Raw genomic sequence first — 14,853 nt, forward strand, 5'->3', positions numbered from 1 at the left:
CCCCAAGGAGCCACACCATGCCCACTTCCCTCGACAAAGTTGTTTACACCGCCCGCGCCCACACCACCGGCGGCCGCGAAGGCACCTCGCGCAGCGACGACGGCATGCTCGACGTCAAGCTCTCGCCCCCGAAGGCCATGGGCGGCGCCGGCAACGCCACCAACCCCGAGCAGCTCTTCGCGGCGGGCTATTCGGCCTGCTTCATGGGCGCCATGAAGCACGTGGCCGGCATGAAGAAAGTGGCTGTGCCGGCCGATGCGTCCATTGACGCTGAAGTGGACATCGGCCCGATCCCCGCAGGCTTCGGCATCGCCGCGCGCCTGAACGTGAGCCTGCCGGGCATGGACCGCGCCGTGGCGCAAGACCTGGTGGACACCGCCCACAAGGTGTGCCCCTACTCCAACGCCACGCGCGGCAACATCGACGTGACCATCACGCTGGTGTAACTCGCCCGCCCGTCAAAAGGCCCACCGGGTTCGCACCGGGTGGGCCTTTTTCATGTCCGCTTCGTGGCGGGCTGTGTCATCTGCGCGGCTGGGGATCGTGGATCACCGTGCTGGTGCCCACGCCCACACCCACGCTCGCGCCGCTGTTGCCCACACGCGTGCTGGTGCCCACCCCTGCGCCGGCGCTGACCTGGCCATTCTGGTTGACGCCCACCCCCACGCCCACAGGGCCCACACCGGTGCTCACACCGGCGTTCACGCCACCGGAGCCCACGCCTACGCCAATGGAAAACGGGCCCACGGGAATGCCCACCCCCACGCCCACACCCACCGATGAGCAGCCGGCGAGCAACGCTGAGGCCGCGAGCACCACCCCGGCGGTGAAACGGGAGGTGGCGGCGTGTCGGTGGCGGGAAAAGAAGGTCATGGCTGGCGCCTTTGAAATCAGGACAGGTGGCATTTTGAGCGCAGACCGCCGCAAAAGTGCCCGCCGCTTGTGCAACCTTTCGTCACCTGGGTGTTCAGGCGGCGTCGCGGCCCAGGCGCTCCATGGCGTCGGCCAGCCAGTCGTCGCGCAGGGGGGTGGCCTCGGCAGGCCGCACCGCCCAGCCACCATCGGCCGCGGTCACATCGGCCAGGCCGCCTTGCCAGAGCAGCCAGGCGAGCCAGGCGCACTGTGGCAACGAAGCCACCTCGCCGGCGGGCGAGGACAGCAGCGCCGTGAGCGCCGCGCCATCGGACAACTGCACATGGTCGCCCCGCAGCTCGCCGCCAGCGGCCTGAGCCAGCACCGCCAGGGCCCCGGCACCCTCGCGCCGCGGCCCGAATTCGCGCAGCCATTGCCGCAGATGGCCGGCGATGGACACGCCGCGCTGGGCCTCCGCCTGCATCAGGTCGGCGTGCTCCCAGCGGTGCCAATCGATCACGGGCTCGACACTGCCCACCCGCATCGCAGCCTGGGCAAAGCGGTAGACGGCCTGCTCATGGCCTTCGCTGTGCACGGCCGCGCCCAGCATCCACAGTCCCGAGAGGCGGTTGGCCAGTAGCTGGCTCTGCTGGGCCAGCAGCTTGTCGCGCATGAGGCCATCGCGTTCGCTGCGCAACTCGGCGAGCTCCAGCGCGTTCTTGAGGTCGGCGCGCAGGCTCTCCAGCTCCCAGGGCTTGTTGATGTAGCGGTAGATCTCGCCGGTGTTGATGGCCTCGATGGCATCGCCCAGCTCGGAATAGGCGGTGGTGAGCATGCGCACCACGCCGGGGTAGTACTCGCGCGCGTGGCGCAGCAGCTCGTTGCCGTATTCGCCCGGCATGCGCTGATCGCACACCAGCACGGCCACCTCGGCACCGTGCGCCGCGAGCATGGCGCGCCCCTCTTCCACCGAACTCGCGGTGATCACGGGCGCCAGCGGGCTGACCAGGCGTTCGAAGTACTTCAGGGCCATGGCCTCGTCGTCGACGTACAAAATTTTCACGGGCTTCACGGATTCTCCTGAGCGGGTCGTCATGGGTTACTGCGGGGCAGGCGGGAAATACAAGGACACGGTGGCGCCCTGGCCGGCTTCAGACCGGACCACGATGGCGCCTCCCAGCGACGTCAGCACGCGCCGGCAAAACACGAGCCCCATGCCGCTGCCGCCCGCGCTGGCACGGGTGGTCAGAGGCTCGTGGGTCAGGCGCGAGAGCACCTCGCCCGGGATACCCGGGCCGTTGTCGCGCACATGGATGGCCGCCTGCAGCGGCAAGCCCGGTGCCGGCGCTTCGCGCCCGAGCACGATGTGCACATTGGGTTGCGGCGGCGGGTTGGGCCGCAGGGCCAGCACCGCGTTCTTGACCAGCGTGCACAGCACGAGATACAGCAGATCACGCCGGCCGGGCAACACGAAGTCGGCCTCGAGGTCGCTCGTGAGCCACTGCGCTTCGTCGTGGTCGAATGGGTATTCGTCGTGCACCGCCTGCACGAGGTCGCTGGCGCGCAGACTGGGTGCGCTGTCGGACTGGTAGGCGTCGCGCGCGGTCTGCACGAAGGTCGAGACCAGCGACTGCGCGTACTCGGCGCGGCGCTGCGCCGCCTCGATCATGAACAGCACATCCCCGGGCTTGTGCTCCTGGATGCGCGCCACGCCGTCGCCACCTTCGGGGGTGTCGCGGTGGCGCTCGCGCATGGCCGAGAGGTAACCCTGCACCGTGGCCAGCGGCGTGGTGACTTCGTGCGCCAGAAAACCGAGCGTCTCGCGCAGCGTGGCCGCGCGCCGCTCCAGCAGGGCCCGCTCGCGCGCGCGCTCTTGACTCGACGCAAGTGCCTCGCGCAGCGCCTGCCGCGTCAAGGCCTCGTCCAGCGGCTTCTCCAGAATTTTCTCGACATGCCCCTGGTTCACGGCGGACATGGCCACGTCCTTGTCGGCGTAAGCGGACACCAGCAGGCGCGCCACGTGCGGGAACGATTGCCGCGCCTCGCTCAGCAACGCCACGCCATCGCGTGCGGGCATGGCGTAGTCGGTGAGCAGCACCGCTACATCATGGCCGCGCTGCGAGAGCACGGCCAGCGCCTCGTCCACGCTGCCCGCGGTGAGCACCACAAATTCGTTGCCGTAGAGCCGCGCAAACCACTTGCAGGCCTGTGGCTCGTCATCGACCATCAGGATGGCGTGGGCGCCGAGGGTGCTGCGCATGGCAGGGGTGTCGTCTGCTGGCATGTCAGGGTCTCGGCAGGTCAAAGGTGAATTCAGTCCACTGGCCCGGCTCACTCTCCACCGCCAGCGTACCGCCGTGGCGCTGCACGATGCCGTAGCTCACGCTCAGGCCCAGGCCCAGGCCGGCGCCCACATCGCGCGTGGTGAAGAAAGGCTCGAACACGCGCCCGAGGTTGGCCGGGTCAATGCCCGTGCCGTTGTCGCGCACCGACACACCCAGTCGCTCACCGCGCTGCGTCACTTTCACCGCAATGCGCGGGTGCTCCCGTTTGGCCGCCTGCAGGGCCAGCGCCGCGTTGCTCAGCAGGTTGATCAGCACACCGATGATGGCGGGTTCATCGCCCAGCACGTGCGTATCCTGCGGCAGCTCGATGGGCACGTCGATCCCCTTGAGCTCGTAGCCCGCCAGCCGCACGGCCGAGCGCACCGCGTTCTCCAGCAGGAAAGGGCGCTGGCTGTCCTGCCCCGGTTTTTGATACGCAAACGTCTTGAGATCGGTGACGATGTTCTGGATGCGCTGCATGCCCTCGCGTGCGTCGGTCAGGCTCTCCTTGAGCATCTCGTCGCTGGCGGTGGCTTTGCACGTGAGGCCCATGTTGATGGCCATCAGGCTGTAGTTCACCGGGTTGTTGAGCTCGTGCAGCAGACCCGCCGAGAGGGTACCGATGGCGGCCATCTTCTCGCGCTGGATCAGCTGGCCCTTGACCTCGGCGAGTGTCGCGTTGATCTCGCGCAGTGAAGCGTTCTTCTCGGAGACTTCGTGCTGCAACTGGAACAGGCGCAGGCGGGCCTTTTCGTTGAACCAGGTACACACCGCGCTGGCCGCCGCCGAGAACAGGATGAAGAGCGAATTGGTGACCATGCGTGGGCCGCTGTCTGGCGCATCCGGGTGCAGTGCGCAAGCCACCACGTAGAGCACGAGCGTGACCACGCCAAAGCCGATGCCCTCGAAGAAACTGATCGGCAAGATGATCCCCACCGCGTACAGAGCCAGGTGCAACCCCACGAAGTAGATCGACTGCGCACCATCGGTCTCATAAATCATGAAGGCGATCATGATCTGCGGCAGCAGCAGCCAGAGCATGGTGAGCGAGCGCACATGCAGGCGACCGAAGTCGGTGAACAGCAGCCTGAGCACACCCAGCGTGAGCAGCACCACCAGCAGCCGCAGAAGGGAGAATTCGAGAAGGCGCTCGGGGTACGAAAAATAGTCCAGGCCAAAGCCCGCGAGCACCAGCACGATCGACGTGATGCTGCCCGCCTTGCTGTACGCCAGGCGGAAGTCCGAGAGCTGCTGCTCGTAGGGCGTGCTCGGACGGTTAACCATTTTCCAGCGCCATGGCTTTCAGATGGGCGTTGACCACGACCTCGGCAAAGATGTTCACGCCTGTGTCGTCGGTGTACATCGTTGCCGGCGCGTTGACTTCTTCCATCACCGACTGCATCTGTTTCTCGTCCCGGTAGATCAGGTGCCACTCGAGCAAGTGCTCCATGCCAAAACGCTCGGGGTTGTCCGAGTGCACATTGGTCACGAGCAGATGGGCGCCCGGGTTGCTGCGCGACAGGAAGTAACGGATCAAGCGGGCGCACACCTTGTCGGACAGGTAGTCGAACAGGCCAGCGCAATAGATGTAGTCGAACCCCTGGCCATCCGGCGGCGCCGTGTCGCGCGTCGCGCGCTTGAGCAGCTCATGCACGGATTCCTGCACGTACTCGACATTCACCTTCACCTGGTGCCGCTGCGCCACCTCATCGATCTTCTGGCGCGTGTAGTTCAAGGTCTCCAGGCTGAAGTCGATCAGGGTGAAGTGCAGGCGCGAGAGGTCTTCGCCCGAGGCAATGAGTCGCTGGATTTCGACACCGGGCCCGCAGCCCACGTTGAGCAGCCGCACAGGCCGATTCTGCTGTGCCGCAGTGGCCACGGCTCCCTTGAGGAAGTCCACCAGGATGTCGATGCGGTTGCGGTGGGCCACTGCGACCGCTGCCCGCAGGAACATGGCGTTGACCAGCTGGATGTACGTGCTGCCGCCCTGCCGAGGATCGCCCAGGATCTGGTTCACCATCTCATAGTCGCCCGCATAACCCAGCGGCTTGGCGAACGTGCGGTACACAAATGGCGCACGCAGCACCAGGGGATGCAGCGCCGTTTGCGCATACGCGCGGTGCATGAGGGAGTCTTCGGCGGGCAGGCGCGAGGCCTCGTCTTCCAGCCGGATCAGGAACTGTTTTCCCTTGATCATCAACGGCTCGGCCATGGCGGCGAAAACGTCGTCGGTCAGGCGGCCATCGGTCTGGCGGGGCAGCGAGTCCACCATGTCCGCCTGGTCGATCCAGCGCGCGGTGTCCGACAGGAACGCGCGAAATTCACTGATCGTGACCTGGTAACTCTCCTTGATCTTGAAGCGAGACTCCCAGTCCGCCACAAACCGCGCCGCTTCGTCGCGCACCTGTCCCAGGTTGCCACGGATGGCATTGAGGTCGGACCACTCATCGATGAGGGCGACCGAGATCACCGCCATCAGCCCGGTGTTGAGCAGGCTCACCACCACGGCCTTGCCCTTGTAGATGATGCGGTCGCCCGAGCGTATGGTGAGCTCGCTGAGGACCTCACTGACCTGCACGATGGAGTACGGGTTGTAGATCTCCATCACCAGCGAGCGACGTTGCAGGCTGGTCAGGGTACCGCGTGCGCTTTCCCCCTGGCTGTTGCGGAAGGTGACGACGTGATCGAAAGGTCGCTGTAGGTACACGTTGTGGCCGGTGAATCAGATGGGCGAAGCAGGTGCGGTGCACTGCTCCTGAATGGACTCCCCGGCCCCGAGTGTAGTCAACCGCATACCGTGGGCGGGTATGCGGGCTGCAGGCTCAAACCAGCAGGGCGTTGACGCGCTTCACATAGGCTGCCGGATCGTCCGGCAAGCCCCCTTCGGCCAGCAGCGCCTGGTCAAACAGGATGTGGGCAAGGTCGTCGAAATGCGCGCTGCCCTCCAGCTTCTTCACCAGCGCGTGCTCGGCATTCACCTCCAGGATGGGGCGCACTTCGGGCGCGGGCTGGCCGGCCTGTTTGAGCATGCGCGCCAGCTGCGTGGAGTAGTCGCCGTCTTCGACCACCAGGCAGGCCGGCGAGTCGACCAGGCGCGAGGTGACGCGCACGTCCTTGGCCTTGTCCTTGAGGCTTTCCTTCAGGCGCTCCAGCACGGGTTTGAAGGTTTCGGCAGCGGCTTCGGCGGCCTTCTTCTCTTCTTCGTCCTGCAGCGAACCCAGGTCCACCGCGCCCTTGGCCACGCTCTGCAGCGGCGTGCCGTCGAACTCGTGCAGGAAGGACAGCGCCCATTCGTCCACGCGGTCCGTCATCAGCAGCACCTCGATGCCCTTCTTGCGGAACACCTCGAGCTGCGGGCTGTTCTGCGCGGCGGCGCGGTTGTCGGCGGTGATGTAGTAGATCGCGGCCTGGCCTTCCTTCATGCGGGCCTTGTAGTCGGCGAGAGAGACCAGCCCATCCGTTCGCCCTGAGCTTGTCGAAGGGCTCTCAGGGGCTTCGACAGGCTCAGCCCGAACGGGACCCGTGCTGGCAAAACGCAGCAGCTTGGCAAGCTTGTCGCGGTTGGCGAAATCTTCACCCAGGCCTTCCTTGAGCACGGCGCCGAACTCGGCGTAGAAGCGCGTGTACTTCTCGGTGTCCTTGCTGAGGTCATCGAGCAGGGAGAGCACGCGGCGCGTATTGCCTTCGCGAATGGCCTTGACGTCGCGGCTCTCCTGCAGCAGCTCGCGGCTCACGTTGAGCGGCAGGTCGGCGGAATCGACCACGCCCTTGACCCAGCGCAGGTAGGCGGGCATGAGCGCCTCGGCCTCGTCCATGATGAAAACACGGCGCACATAGAGCTTGATGCCGGCCTTGCGGTCGCGGTTCCAGAGGTCTTGCGGGGCCTTGGCCGGGATGTAGAGCAGCTGCGTGTATTCGGTGCTGCCTTCGACGCGGTTGTGGCTCCAGGCCAGCGGTGCCTGCGTGTCGTAGCTCAGGTTCTTGTAGAACTCCGCGTACTGCTCGTCGGTCACCTCCTTCTTGTTGCGGGCCCACAGCGCGTTGGCCGAGTTCACCGCTTCCCATTCGTCGAGCAGCACCTGTTCACTTTTTTCGGCGTCCCATTCTTCCTTCTGCATGAGGATGGGCAGGCTGATGTGGTCGGAGTATTTGCCGATGATGGACTTGAGCTTCCAGCGGTCCAGGTAATCGCTGGCGTCGTCGCGCAGGTGCAGGATGACGCTGGTGCCGCGCTCGGCGCGCTCGATGGTTTCCACCTCGAAGTCGCCGGTGCCGCCGCTGGTCCAGCGCACGCCTTCGGCCGCGGGCAGGCCGGCGCGGCGCGATTCCACGATGATCTTGTCGGCCACGATGAAGCCCGAATAGAAGCCCACGCCGAACTGGCCGATGAGCTGGGCGTCCTGTTTCTGGTCGCCCGAGAGGCGGCCCATGAAGTCCTTGGTGCCACTCTTGGCGATGGTGCCGAGGTGGTCGATGGCTTCCTGCGCGCTCATGCCGATGCCGTTGTCGGTGATGCGGATGGTGCGGGCCTCGCGGTCAAACGCCACGCGCACCTCCAGGTTGGGTGCGTCTTCGAACAGGGCGGCGTTGTTCAGGGCTTCGAAGCGCAGTTTGTCGCAGGCGTCCGACGCGTTGGAGACCAGCTCGCGCAGAAAGATGTCGGGGTTGGAATAGAGCGAGTGCGTGACGAGGTGCAGCAGTTGCGCCACTTCGGCCTGGAAGGACAGGGTTTGTTTGCTCATGGGGTTCGGCTTGCGTGAAACAGGACAAGCGCACCAGGGCGGCGCGCGCGGAGAAAGGCGGAATTATGGGCGCGGCGCCCGTTTTCAAGCGCCTGGGCGTGTGCCTCAGTCGTGGGGTCCGGCGGTGGGCGGCTGCAGCCACTGCAGCAGCTGCTGCGCCACCACGGGGCTGGACAGCAGCTCCAGGTGGCCCGTGCGGTAGACCGTGCGCTGGCCCTCGCGCGGGAACACGAGGCGGTGGCGGGGGTCGTCGTGCTGGCCCAGCGCGCTGCGCAGCGGCACCAGGCCGTCGCCCGTGAGGCGCTCAGCCAGCAGGCCGCGCTGCGGGGCGAGCGTGGCGGCCACGGCCATGCAGGCCACACCTTCGGGCAGCGGCAACGGCTCGCGGTGGTCCACAAAGCCTGGCCCCCAACCCTCGCTCCGCCAGGCCCCCCGAGGGTGTGCGTCCGAGCTTGGGGCGGCCCGGCGCTCGGTTGACCCGAAGCGGTCGCGGCCTTGCCAGTCCGCGTCCCGCACGTGGCCGTGTCGCAGGTCGGTGATGCCGGCGCTGCGCAACTGGCCCAGGCGCTTGAACGGCGCGGTAAAGGGCGTGGCTCCCAGCAGCACGTCCACCCCGTGGCCGGCGCGCTCCAGCGGCGCACCGTGGTGCGGCGTGCCCAGAAAAACGAGGTGCTTCAGCTGCGTCCGCCAGCGGTGCTGGCTGCGCTGGGCTTCGTCGACCGCGGCGCGCGCCACCAGCCCGCCCATGCTGTGTCCCACCAGCGTGATCGTGGTCAGCGGCACCGGCCATTGCGACACCAGCCATTCAAGCTGGCGCGCGAACTCACGCCCATTGGTGGAGGTGTGCAGCCCGCTGTTGTAGCGCAGGTAGACCGGCGTGGCGCCCAGCGCCTGCGCCAGAAAGGCGCCGTGGTCGTGGCCGTTGCGCAGCCACTGCGTGTCGTTCATGCACAGGCCGTGCAACAGCACGATCAGGTGCGAAGAGGCGCCGGCCAGCCGCTCGCGCAGGAGCGCCGGGCTCTCCAGCGGCAGACGGCGACCCGCCAGGCGCAGCTCCGTTGACTGGGCCAGCGGGTTGCCAGTGGCCTGCAGGTGATCGCCCAGCACGCCGTTGAGCGCGGCCAGCACCGCTTCGCGGCCTGGTGAGGGCTCGGGGTGGCGGGCGGGGTCATCGACCAGCGGCAGCAGCGAGGCCAGCGCGCTGTCCAGCCCGTGGCCCACCAGCTGTGTCACACCCCGGATGCCCTGGTAAATCTGCCCCGTGAGGCCGCCCGTGCGGTCGGGCTCGATGCCTGCCGGCAGGCCCAGGCGCTGGCGCACGGCCTGGTGCACGCCTTCGGCCACACCGATCACGCCGGTGGTGGCCTGCGCCGCCAGCCTCACCGCCGCTTGCAGGTCGGACGGGCGCACGTGCCGCAGCAGTGCGTCGCGGGTGGGCTGGGGTTTGCGTGGGGTCATGGGCCATTGTGGCCCGGTCAACGAAACTTGTGTGACAGCGCAGCGACTCAGGCGGTGTGGGGATGCCGCGCCGACTCGTACAGGGTGCGGGCCAGCGCCCGGTGCCGCTCCAGCAGGGGCTCGATCTCCATATCCACCAGCCGCCCGTTGCGCACGCGCACGCGGCCGTTGATCACGCTCAGCGACGCGTTGGCACTCTGGCAGAACACCAGCGCGGCCACCGGGTCGTGTCCTGCGCCCGCGTGCGCCACGCCCCGCAGGTCGAAGGCGACCAGATCGGCCGACATGCCCGGCACCAGCGCGCCGATGTCGTCGCGACCCAGCACGCGGGCGCCACCCAGCGTGGCGATCTCCAGCGCCTCGCGTGCGGTGAGCGCGCCGGGGCCAAAGCCCACGCGCTGCAACAGCAGCGCCTGGCGCACCTCGCCGAGCATGTGGGCGCCGTCGTTGGAGGCGCTGCCGTCCACACCCAGGCCCACCGGCACGCCCGCGCGGCGCATGGCGCCCACCGGCGCAATGCCTGAGCCCAGGCGCATGTTCGAGCAGGGGCAATGCGCCACGCCCGTGCCGGTGCGCCCGAACACGGCGATGCCGGGTTCATCGAGCTTGACGCAGTGGGCGTGCCACACGTCGTGACCGACCCAGCCCAGGTCCTCGGCGTATTCGGCCGGCGTCATGCCGAACTTCTCGCGCGAGTACGTCACATCGTTGTCGTTTTCGGCCAGGTGCGTGTGCAGCGACACGCCTTGCGAGCGCGCCAGCACGGCGGACTCGCGCATGAGGTCGCGCGAAACGGAGAAAGGCGAGCACGGTGCCAGCACGATGCGCCGCATGCTGTGGCGAGAAGCGTCGTGCCAGCGCGCGATCAGCCGTTCGCTGTCGGCCAGGATCTGGGCTTCGGTCTCGACCACCGAATCCGGCGGCAGGCCACCGGCGCTGCGGCCCACGCTCATGCTGCCGCGCGCGGCATGAAAGCGCATGCCCATGGCATCGGCGGCGTCAATCGAATCGTCCAGGCGCGCGCCGTTGGGGAACAGGTAGAGGTGGTCACTGGTGGTGGTGCAACCCGAGAGCATGAGCTCGGCCATGGCGGTCTGGGTGGACACGCGCACCATCTCGGGCGTGAGCCCCGCCCACAGCAGGTACAGGTTCGTGAGCCAGCCAAACAGCTCGGCGTCCTGCGCCTGCGGCACCACGCGGGTGAGGCTCTGGTACATGTGGTGGTGGGTGTTCACCAGCCCGGGCATGAGCACATGGCCGCGCAGGTCGATCGCCTGCGCCGCGCCATTGGCCAGCGCATCGAGCCACGGTGTGGGCAGCGCCGCCGTGGGGCCCACCCACTCAATGGCCGGTCCGTTGACCACCACCGCGCCGTCGGCGATCTCGCGCCGCTGGGCGTCCATTGTCACCACCACGTCGGCGTGGCGCAGCACCAGCGGGGAATGCGCGGCGCCCATGTCAGAAACGCTCGTTCGCGCCCAGAAAGCGCCATTGCCCCACCGGCAGGTTGCCCAGCACCACCTGGCCAATGCGGATGCGCTTGAGGCCCACCACATGCAGGCCCACCTGCTCGCACATGCGGCGGATCTGCCGCTTCTTGCCCTCGGTGAGCACGAAGCGAAGCTGTTCGGGGTTTTGCCAGTCCACCTGCGCGGGGCGCAAGGCCTGGCCATCGAGGCTCAGGCCATGGCGCAACAGCGCCAGCTGGGCGGCCGGAAACACGGCCTGCACGTCCTGTGTCACCACGCCCGAGCCCTGCGGGCCGTTGGGCGCGAAGTGCACGCGCACCAGGTATTCCTTCTCCACGCCGCTGCTCTCGCCAATCAGCGTGCGGGCCACGCGCCCGTCTTGCGTGAGCACGAGCAGGCCGGTGGAGTCGATGTCAAGCCGGCCTGCAGGCGCCAGGCCGCGGGTGTGCTCCGGGGCAAAGCGGCGGCCGTCGGCGGGTGTGCGGGCATCGCCGCGCCACTGGCTGGGCGCGCCGATCAGCGTGGCCGCTGCCTCGTGGCCGTCTTCGGGCTGGCCGCTCACATAGCCCACCGGCTTGTGCAGCAGGATGGTGACCTGCCCGCTCTGCTGGTGGCGCGCCTGCGGCGCGACCTCGACCTGCGCGTCCGGCGGCACGGGCTGGCCCATCACCGCCGGCTCACCATTGACCTTCACCCAGCCACGCGCGATCCATTCGTCGGCCTCGCGGCGCGAGCACAGTCCCAGATCGGCCATGCGCTTGTTCAAGCGAATTTCGCCGCGCACGTTGCCCACGCGGGCAAGGTCTGGCCGATGCGGTGCCTGCGGACGGGGCGCGGGCGCAAGGCCGCGAGGGGGCCGCGCGGCAGCGCCTTGGGGGGTGTCGCTGCGGCGCGGAGCGGGGCGTTCACTGCGGCCAAAGTCATCGCCGCGAGGCGCTGCCGAAGGGCCATTGCGCGGGCGGTCCGCACCAAACCCCTGCGAAGGCTCGCGCGGTGGCTTGGGCGCCGAAGCCGACACGCTTTTGGCGCGCGCCGGGCCTGGCGGGCGCACCGGCGCGCGGCGCGGTGCAAAGGGGTCGGCGGGTGGTTTGCTCGCGGCACCCGGTTTCAGCTTCAGGGTGCGGGCGGCGGGTTTGTCGGTGCTCATGCGTCGATCATCCCTCATCGAGCACGCCCGAGCGCAGCGCCGCGAGATCGAGCACGCGCAAGCCCCCGTATTCGACGCGGATCCAGCCCTTGGCGGCGAGCGTGGTCAGCGCTTCGTTGACGCGCTGGCGCGACAGGCCCACCAGGTACGCCAGCTCCTGCTGGGTGATGCGCAACACACCGGCCACGTTGGGCGAGAGCAAGGGGTGAAACAGCGCCGCCAGGTTGCGCGCCACCCGCAGGTCGGGGTTGTTGAGGCGGTCAATTTCGCGCGCCGCAATGAACTGGCCCAGACGCTCGTTGAGCTGCAGCATCACGAAGCGGTTGAACCCGATGGAATGGTCCAGCAGCCAGTCAAACGTTTCCACCGGCAAGCCAGCCACCCGGCTCTTGCGCAGCGCGAGGATGTTGTAGCGGTACTGCTCGTGCTTGAGCACCGTGCCCTCGCCAAACCAGCCACCGGGCGCCACGCCGGTGAAAGTGATCACCGGCCCCTGCGAATCGTCGTTGCTCATCTTCAGCAGGCCATCGACCAGGCCAAACCAGTACGTCACCGGGCGACCGAAGCGGCAGACGTAGTCGCCCGTCTCGGCATCCCCCACCACCAGTGACGCCACGGCACGCTCGCGCTCGGTCGGCGTGAGGCGGGACAACCACGGAATTTCGGCCAGTTCCTGCTCTGTGGCGGGGCGTGCGCGGTCGCGCAGCACCGTGCCGGAATGGCGGGGAGTGAGGGTCTTCATGGGTGCGCGAGAGCTAAGGGAAAGTCCTAAGAGGGATGACCCGAGATTGTCGTCGAACCGACAACATGACGTCAAACTTAGGCCTACGATGCACCGCAGATCGGGATGTCTCACCTGGGACATTCCTGCCACCGGCACCCAGGCGCCGGCCTCAGGAGACACGCATGCAAGACACTTTCCCCCGGCTGCTGCTGGGCCACGCGAAGACCCGCCCCGACGGCGCGGCCATGCGCGAAAAGGAATACGGCATCTGGCAGACCACCACCTGGGCCGCCATGGCGCAGCTGGTGGAAGCTCTGGCTTGCGGTCTGCACCAGGCCGGGCTGCAGCGCGGCGAGCACATGGTGGTGATCGGCGCCAACCGCCCTCGCCTCTACGCCACCATGCTGGCCGCGCAGTCGCTGGGGGCGATCCCCGTGCCGCTGTACCAGGACGCGGTGGGCAACGAATGCGTGTTCCCCATCAACAACGCCGAGGTGCGCTTCTGCGTGGTGGAAGACCAGGAGCAGGTCGACAAGATGCTGGAAATCCGCGATCGCTGCCCGCAGATCACCCACATCTACTACGACGACCCGCGCGGCCTGCGCAACTACGACCAGCCCGGGCTGGGCAGCGTCGAGTCCCTCATCGAGGCCGGCCGCGCCCACGCCCAGGCCCATCCACAGCTCTTTCTGCAGCAGGTGGAGCAGGGCCGCGCCGACGACGTGGCCGCCATGTTCTTCACCAGCGGCACCACGGGCAACCCCAAGGGCGTGGTGCACACCCACTTCTCGCTGATCAACCGCGCCAGCGTGGGCGCGCGCTTCGACAAGCTCACCGCCGCCGACGAAGTGCTGGCCTACCTGCCGCCCGCCTGGGTCGGGCAGAACATCTTCAGCTACGCGCAGTGGCTGGCGGCGGGCTACGTCGTCAATTGCCCCGAATCCGCCTCCACCGTCACCATCGACCTCAAGGAAGTCGGCCCCACCTACTACTTCGCCCCGCCCCGCGTGTTCGAGGGCCTGCTCACCAGCGTGATGATCCGCATGGAAGACGCCGGTGCCCTCAAGCGCGGCATGTTCCACCGCTTCATGGACCTGGCGCGCCGCGTGGGTCCTGATCGCCTGGACGGCAAGCCCGTCGGCCTGCTCGACCGCATCAAGTACCGCCTGGGCGACTGGATGGTGTACGGCCCGCTGCGCAACAACCTCGGCATGAGCCGCGTGCGTGTGGCCTACACCGCCGGCGAAGCCATCGGCCCCGACCTCTTCAGCTTCTACCGCTCCATCGGCATCAACCTCAAGCAGCTCTACGGCTCCACCGAGACCGCCGTGTTCGTCTGCCTGCAGCCCGACCACGAAGCCCGCGCCGACACGGTGGGCGTGCCCTGCGAGGGCGTGGAGATCAAGCTGTCTGAAACGGGTGAGATCCTGGTGAAGTCGCCCGGCTTGCTCAAGGGCTACTACAAGAACCCGGCGGCCACCGCCGAGGTGCTCACCGCAGACGGCTGGTACCACACCAGCGATGCGGGCTTCATCGACGCCAGCGGCCACCTCAAGATCATCGACCGCGTCAAGGACGTGGGGCGCCTGAAGGGCGGCGCGCACGACGGCGCGATGTTCGCGCCCAAGTACGTCGAGAACAAGCTCAAGTTCTTCTCGCACATCAAGGAGGCGGTGGCCTACGGCGACCAGCGCGACCAGGTGTGCGTGATGCTCAACATCGACTTCGAGGCCGTGGGCAACTGGGCCGAGCGGCGCAACCTGCCCTACGCGGGGTACACCGACCTGGCGCAGAAACCCGAGGTGTACGAACTCATCCGCGAGTGCGTGGAGAAGGTCAATGCCGACCTCAGCCGCGACGAGCTGCTGGCAGGCAGCCAGATCAGCCGCTTCCTCGTGCTGCACAAGGAACTCGACGCCGACGACGGCGAGCTCACCCGCACGAACAAGGTGCGCCGCGGCTTCATTGCCGAGAAGTACGGTGTGCTCATCGAAGCGCTGTACGGCGGCAGGCACGAGCAATACATCGAAACGCAGGTCAAGTTCGAAGACGGGCGCACCGGTTCGGTGAGTGCCACGCTCAAGCTGAGCGATGCAAAGACCTTCCAACCCGTCAAGGCCGCCGCCTGAGATCCCAC

The 14,853-nt window shown here is 67.6% G+C and carries 11 protein-coding genes and 1 pseudogene; 2 read left to right on the forward strand and 10 right to left on the reverse strand.

Annotated features, from left to right (window positions below; all coding sequences use genetic code 11):
• Positions 1-17: 17 nt before the first annotated feature.
• The gene (locus KXJ60_RS06365; RefSeq protein ID WP_291125331.1) at positions 18-446 is read left to right on the forward strand and encodes an organic hydroperoxide resistance protein; all 429 of its coding nucleotides are present in this window, start codon (positions 18-20) and stop codon (positions 444-446) included.
• Positions 447-537: 91 nt separating this feature from the next.
• On the opposite strand, the pseudogene KXJ60_RS06370 reads toward KXJ60_RS06365, so the two are convergent.
• From KXJ60_RS06370 to KXJ60_RS06415, 10 genes and pseudogenes are all read right to left on the reverse strand, one after another.
• Positions 538-873: pseudogene (locus tag KXJ60_RS06370) on the reverse strand (hypothetical protein); the annotation flags it as partial.
• Between the two features lie 94 nt (positions 874-967).
• A complete protein-coding gene (locus tag KXJ60_RS06375; protein ID WP_291125334.1) occupies positions 968-1,924 on the reverse strand; it encodes a response regulator in 957 nt (318 codons plus the stop codon).
• A gap of 27 nt (positions 1,925-1,951) precedes the next feature.
• Positions 1,952-3,112: a hybrid sensor histidine kinase/response regulator gene (locus tag KXJ60_RS06380; RefSeq protein WP_291125337.1), complete on the reverse strand. Its 1,161-nt coding sequence runs from the start codon at positions 3,110-3,112 to the stop codon at positions 1,952-1,954.
• 25 nt (positions 3,113-3,137) lie between these two features.
• The gene (locus tag KXJ60_RS06385; protein WP_291125340.1) at positions 3,138-4,460 is read right to left on the reverse strand and encodes an ATP-binding protein; all 1,323 of its coding nucleotides are present in this window, start codon (positions 4,458-4,460) and stop codon (positions 3,138-3,140) included.
• Positions 4,453-5,883: a class I SAM-dependent methyltransferase gene (locus tag KXJ60_RS06390; protein WP_291125344.1), complete on the reverse strand. Its 1,431-nt coding sequence runs from the start codon at positions 5,881-5,883 to the stop codon at positions 4,453-4,455. Before KXJ60_RS06390 ends, KXJ60_RS06385 begins: the two co-directional genes overlap by 8 nt.
• Before the next feature lie 115 nt (positions 5,884-5,998).
• Positions 5,999-7,918, reverse strand: a complete 1,920-nt coding sequence (gene htpG, locus KXJ60_RS06395) for a molecular chaperone HtpG (protein ID WP_291125347.1) — start codon at positions 7,916-7,918, stop codon at positions 5,999-6,001.
• A gap of 105 nt (positions 7,919-8,023) precedes the next feature.
• Positions 8,024-9,376 (reverse strand): alpha/beta hydrolase, encoded by a 1,353-nt coding sequence (locus KXJ60_RS06400; RefSeq protein WP_291125350.1) that lies wholly within the window; start codon positions 9,374-9,376, stop codon positions 8,024-8,026.
• 47 nt (positions 9,377-9,423) lie between these two features.
• Positions 9,424-10,833: an 8-oxoguanine deaminase gene (locus KXJ60_RS06405; protein ID WP_291125352.1), complete on the reverse strand. Its 1,410-nt coding sequence runs from the start codon at positions 10,831-10,833 to the stop codon at positions 9,424-9,426.
• Between the two features lies 1 nt (position 10,834).
• Positions 10,835-11,992, reverse strand: a complete 1,158-nt coding sequence (locus KXJ60_RS06410; protein WP_363318055.1) for a pseudouridine synthase — start codon at positions 11,990-11,992, stop codon at positions 10,835-10,837.
• A 7-nt stretch (positions 11,993-11,999) separates the two neighbouring features.
• Entirely contained in the window at positions 12,000-12,734 is a 735-nt protein-coding gene (locus tag KXJ60_RS06415) for a Crp/Fnr family transcriptional regulator (RefSeq protein WP_291125355.1), read from the reverse strand.
• A 164-nt stretch (positions 12,735-12,898) separates the two neighbouring features.
• Between KXJ60_RS06415 and KXJ60_RS06420 the strand changes: the two genes are divergently transcribed.
• On the forward strand, positions 12,899-14,845 hold the full coding sequence (locus KXJ60_RS06420; RefSeq protein WP_291125358.1) for an AMP-binding protein: 1,947 nt from the start codon (positions 12,899-12,901) through the stop codon (positions 14,843-14,845).
• Positions 14,846-14,853 lie beyond the last annotated feature (8 nt).

The sequence above is a fragment of the Hydrogenophaga sp. genome (assembly GCF_019264445.1).
In the GTDB taxonomy this organism is placed as follows: Bacteria; Pseudomonadota; Gammaproteobacteria; order Burkholderiales; family Burkholderiaceae_C; genus Hydrogenophaga.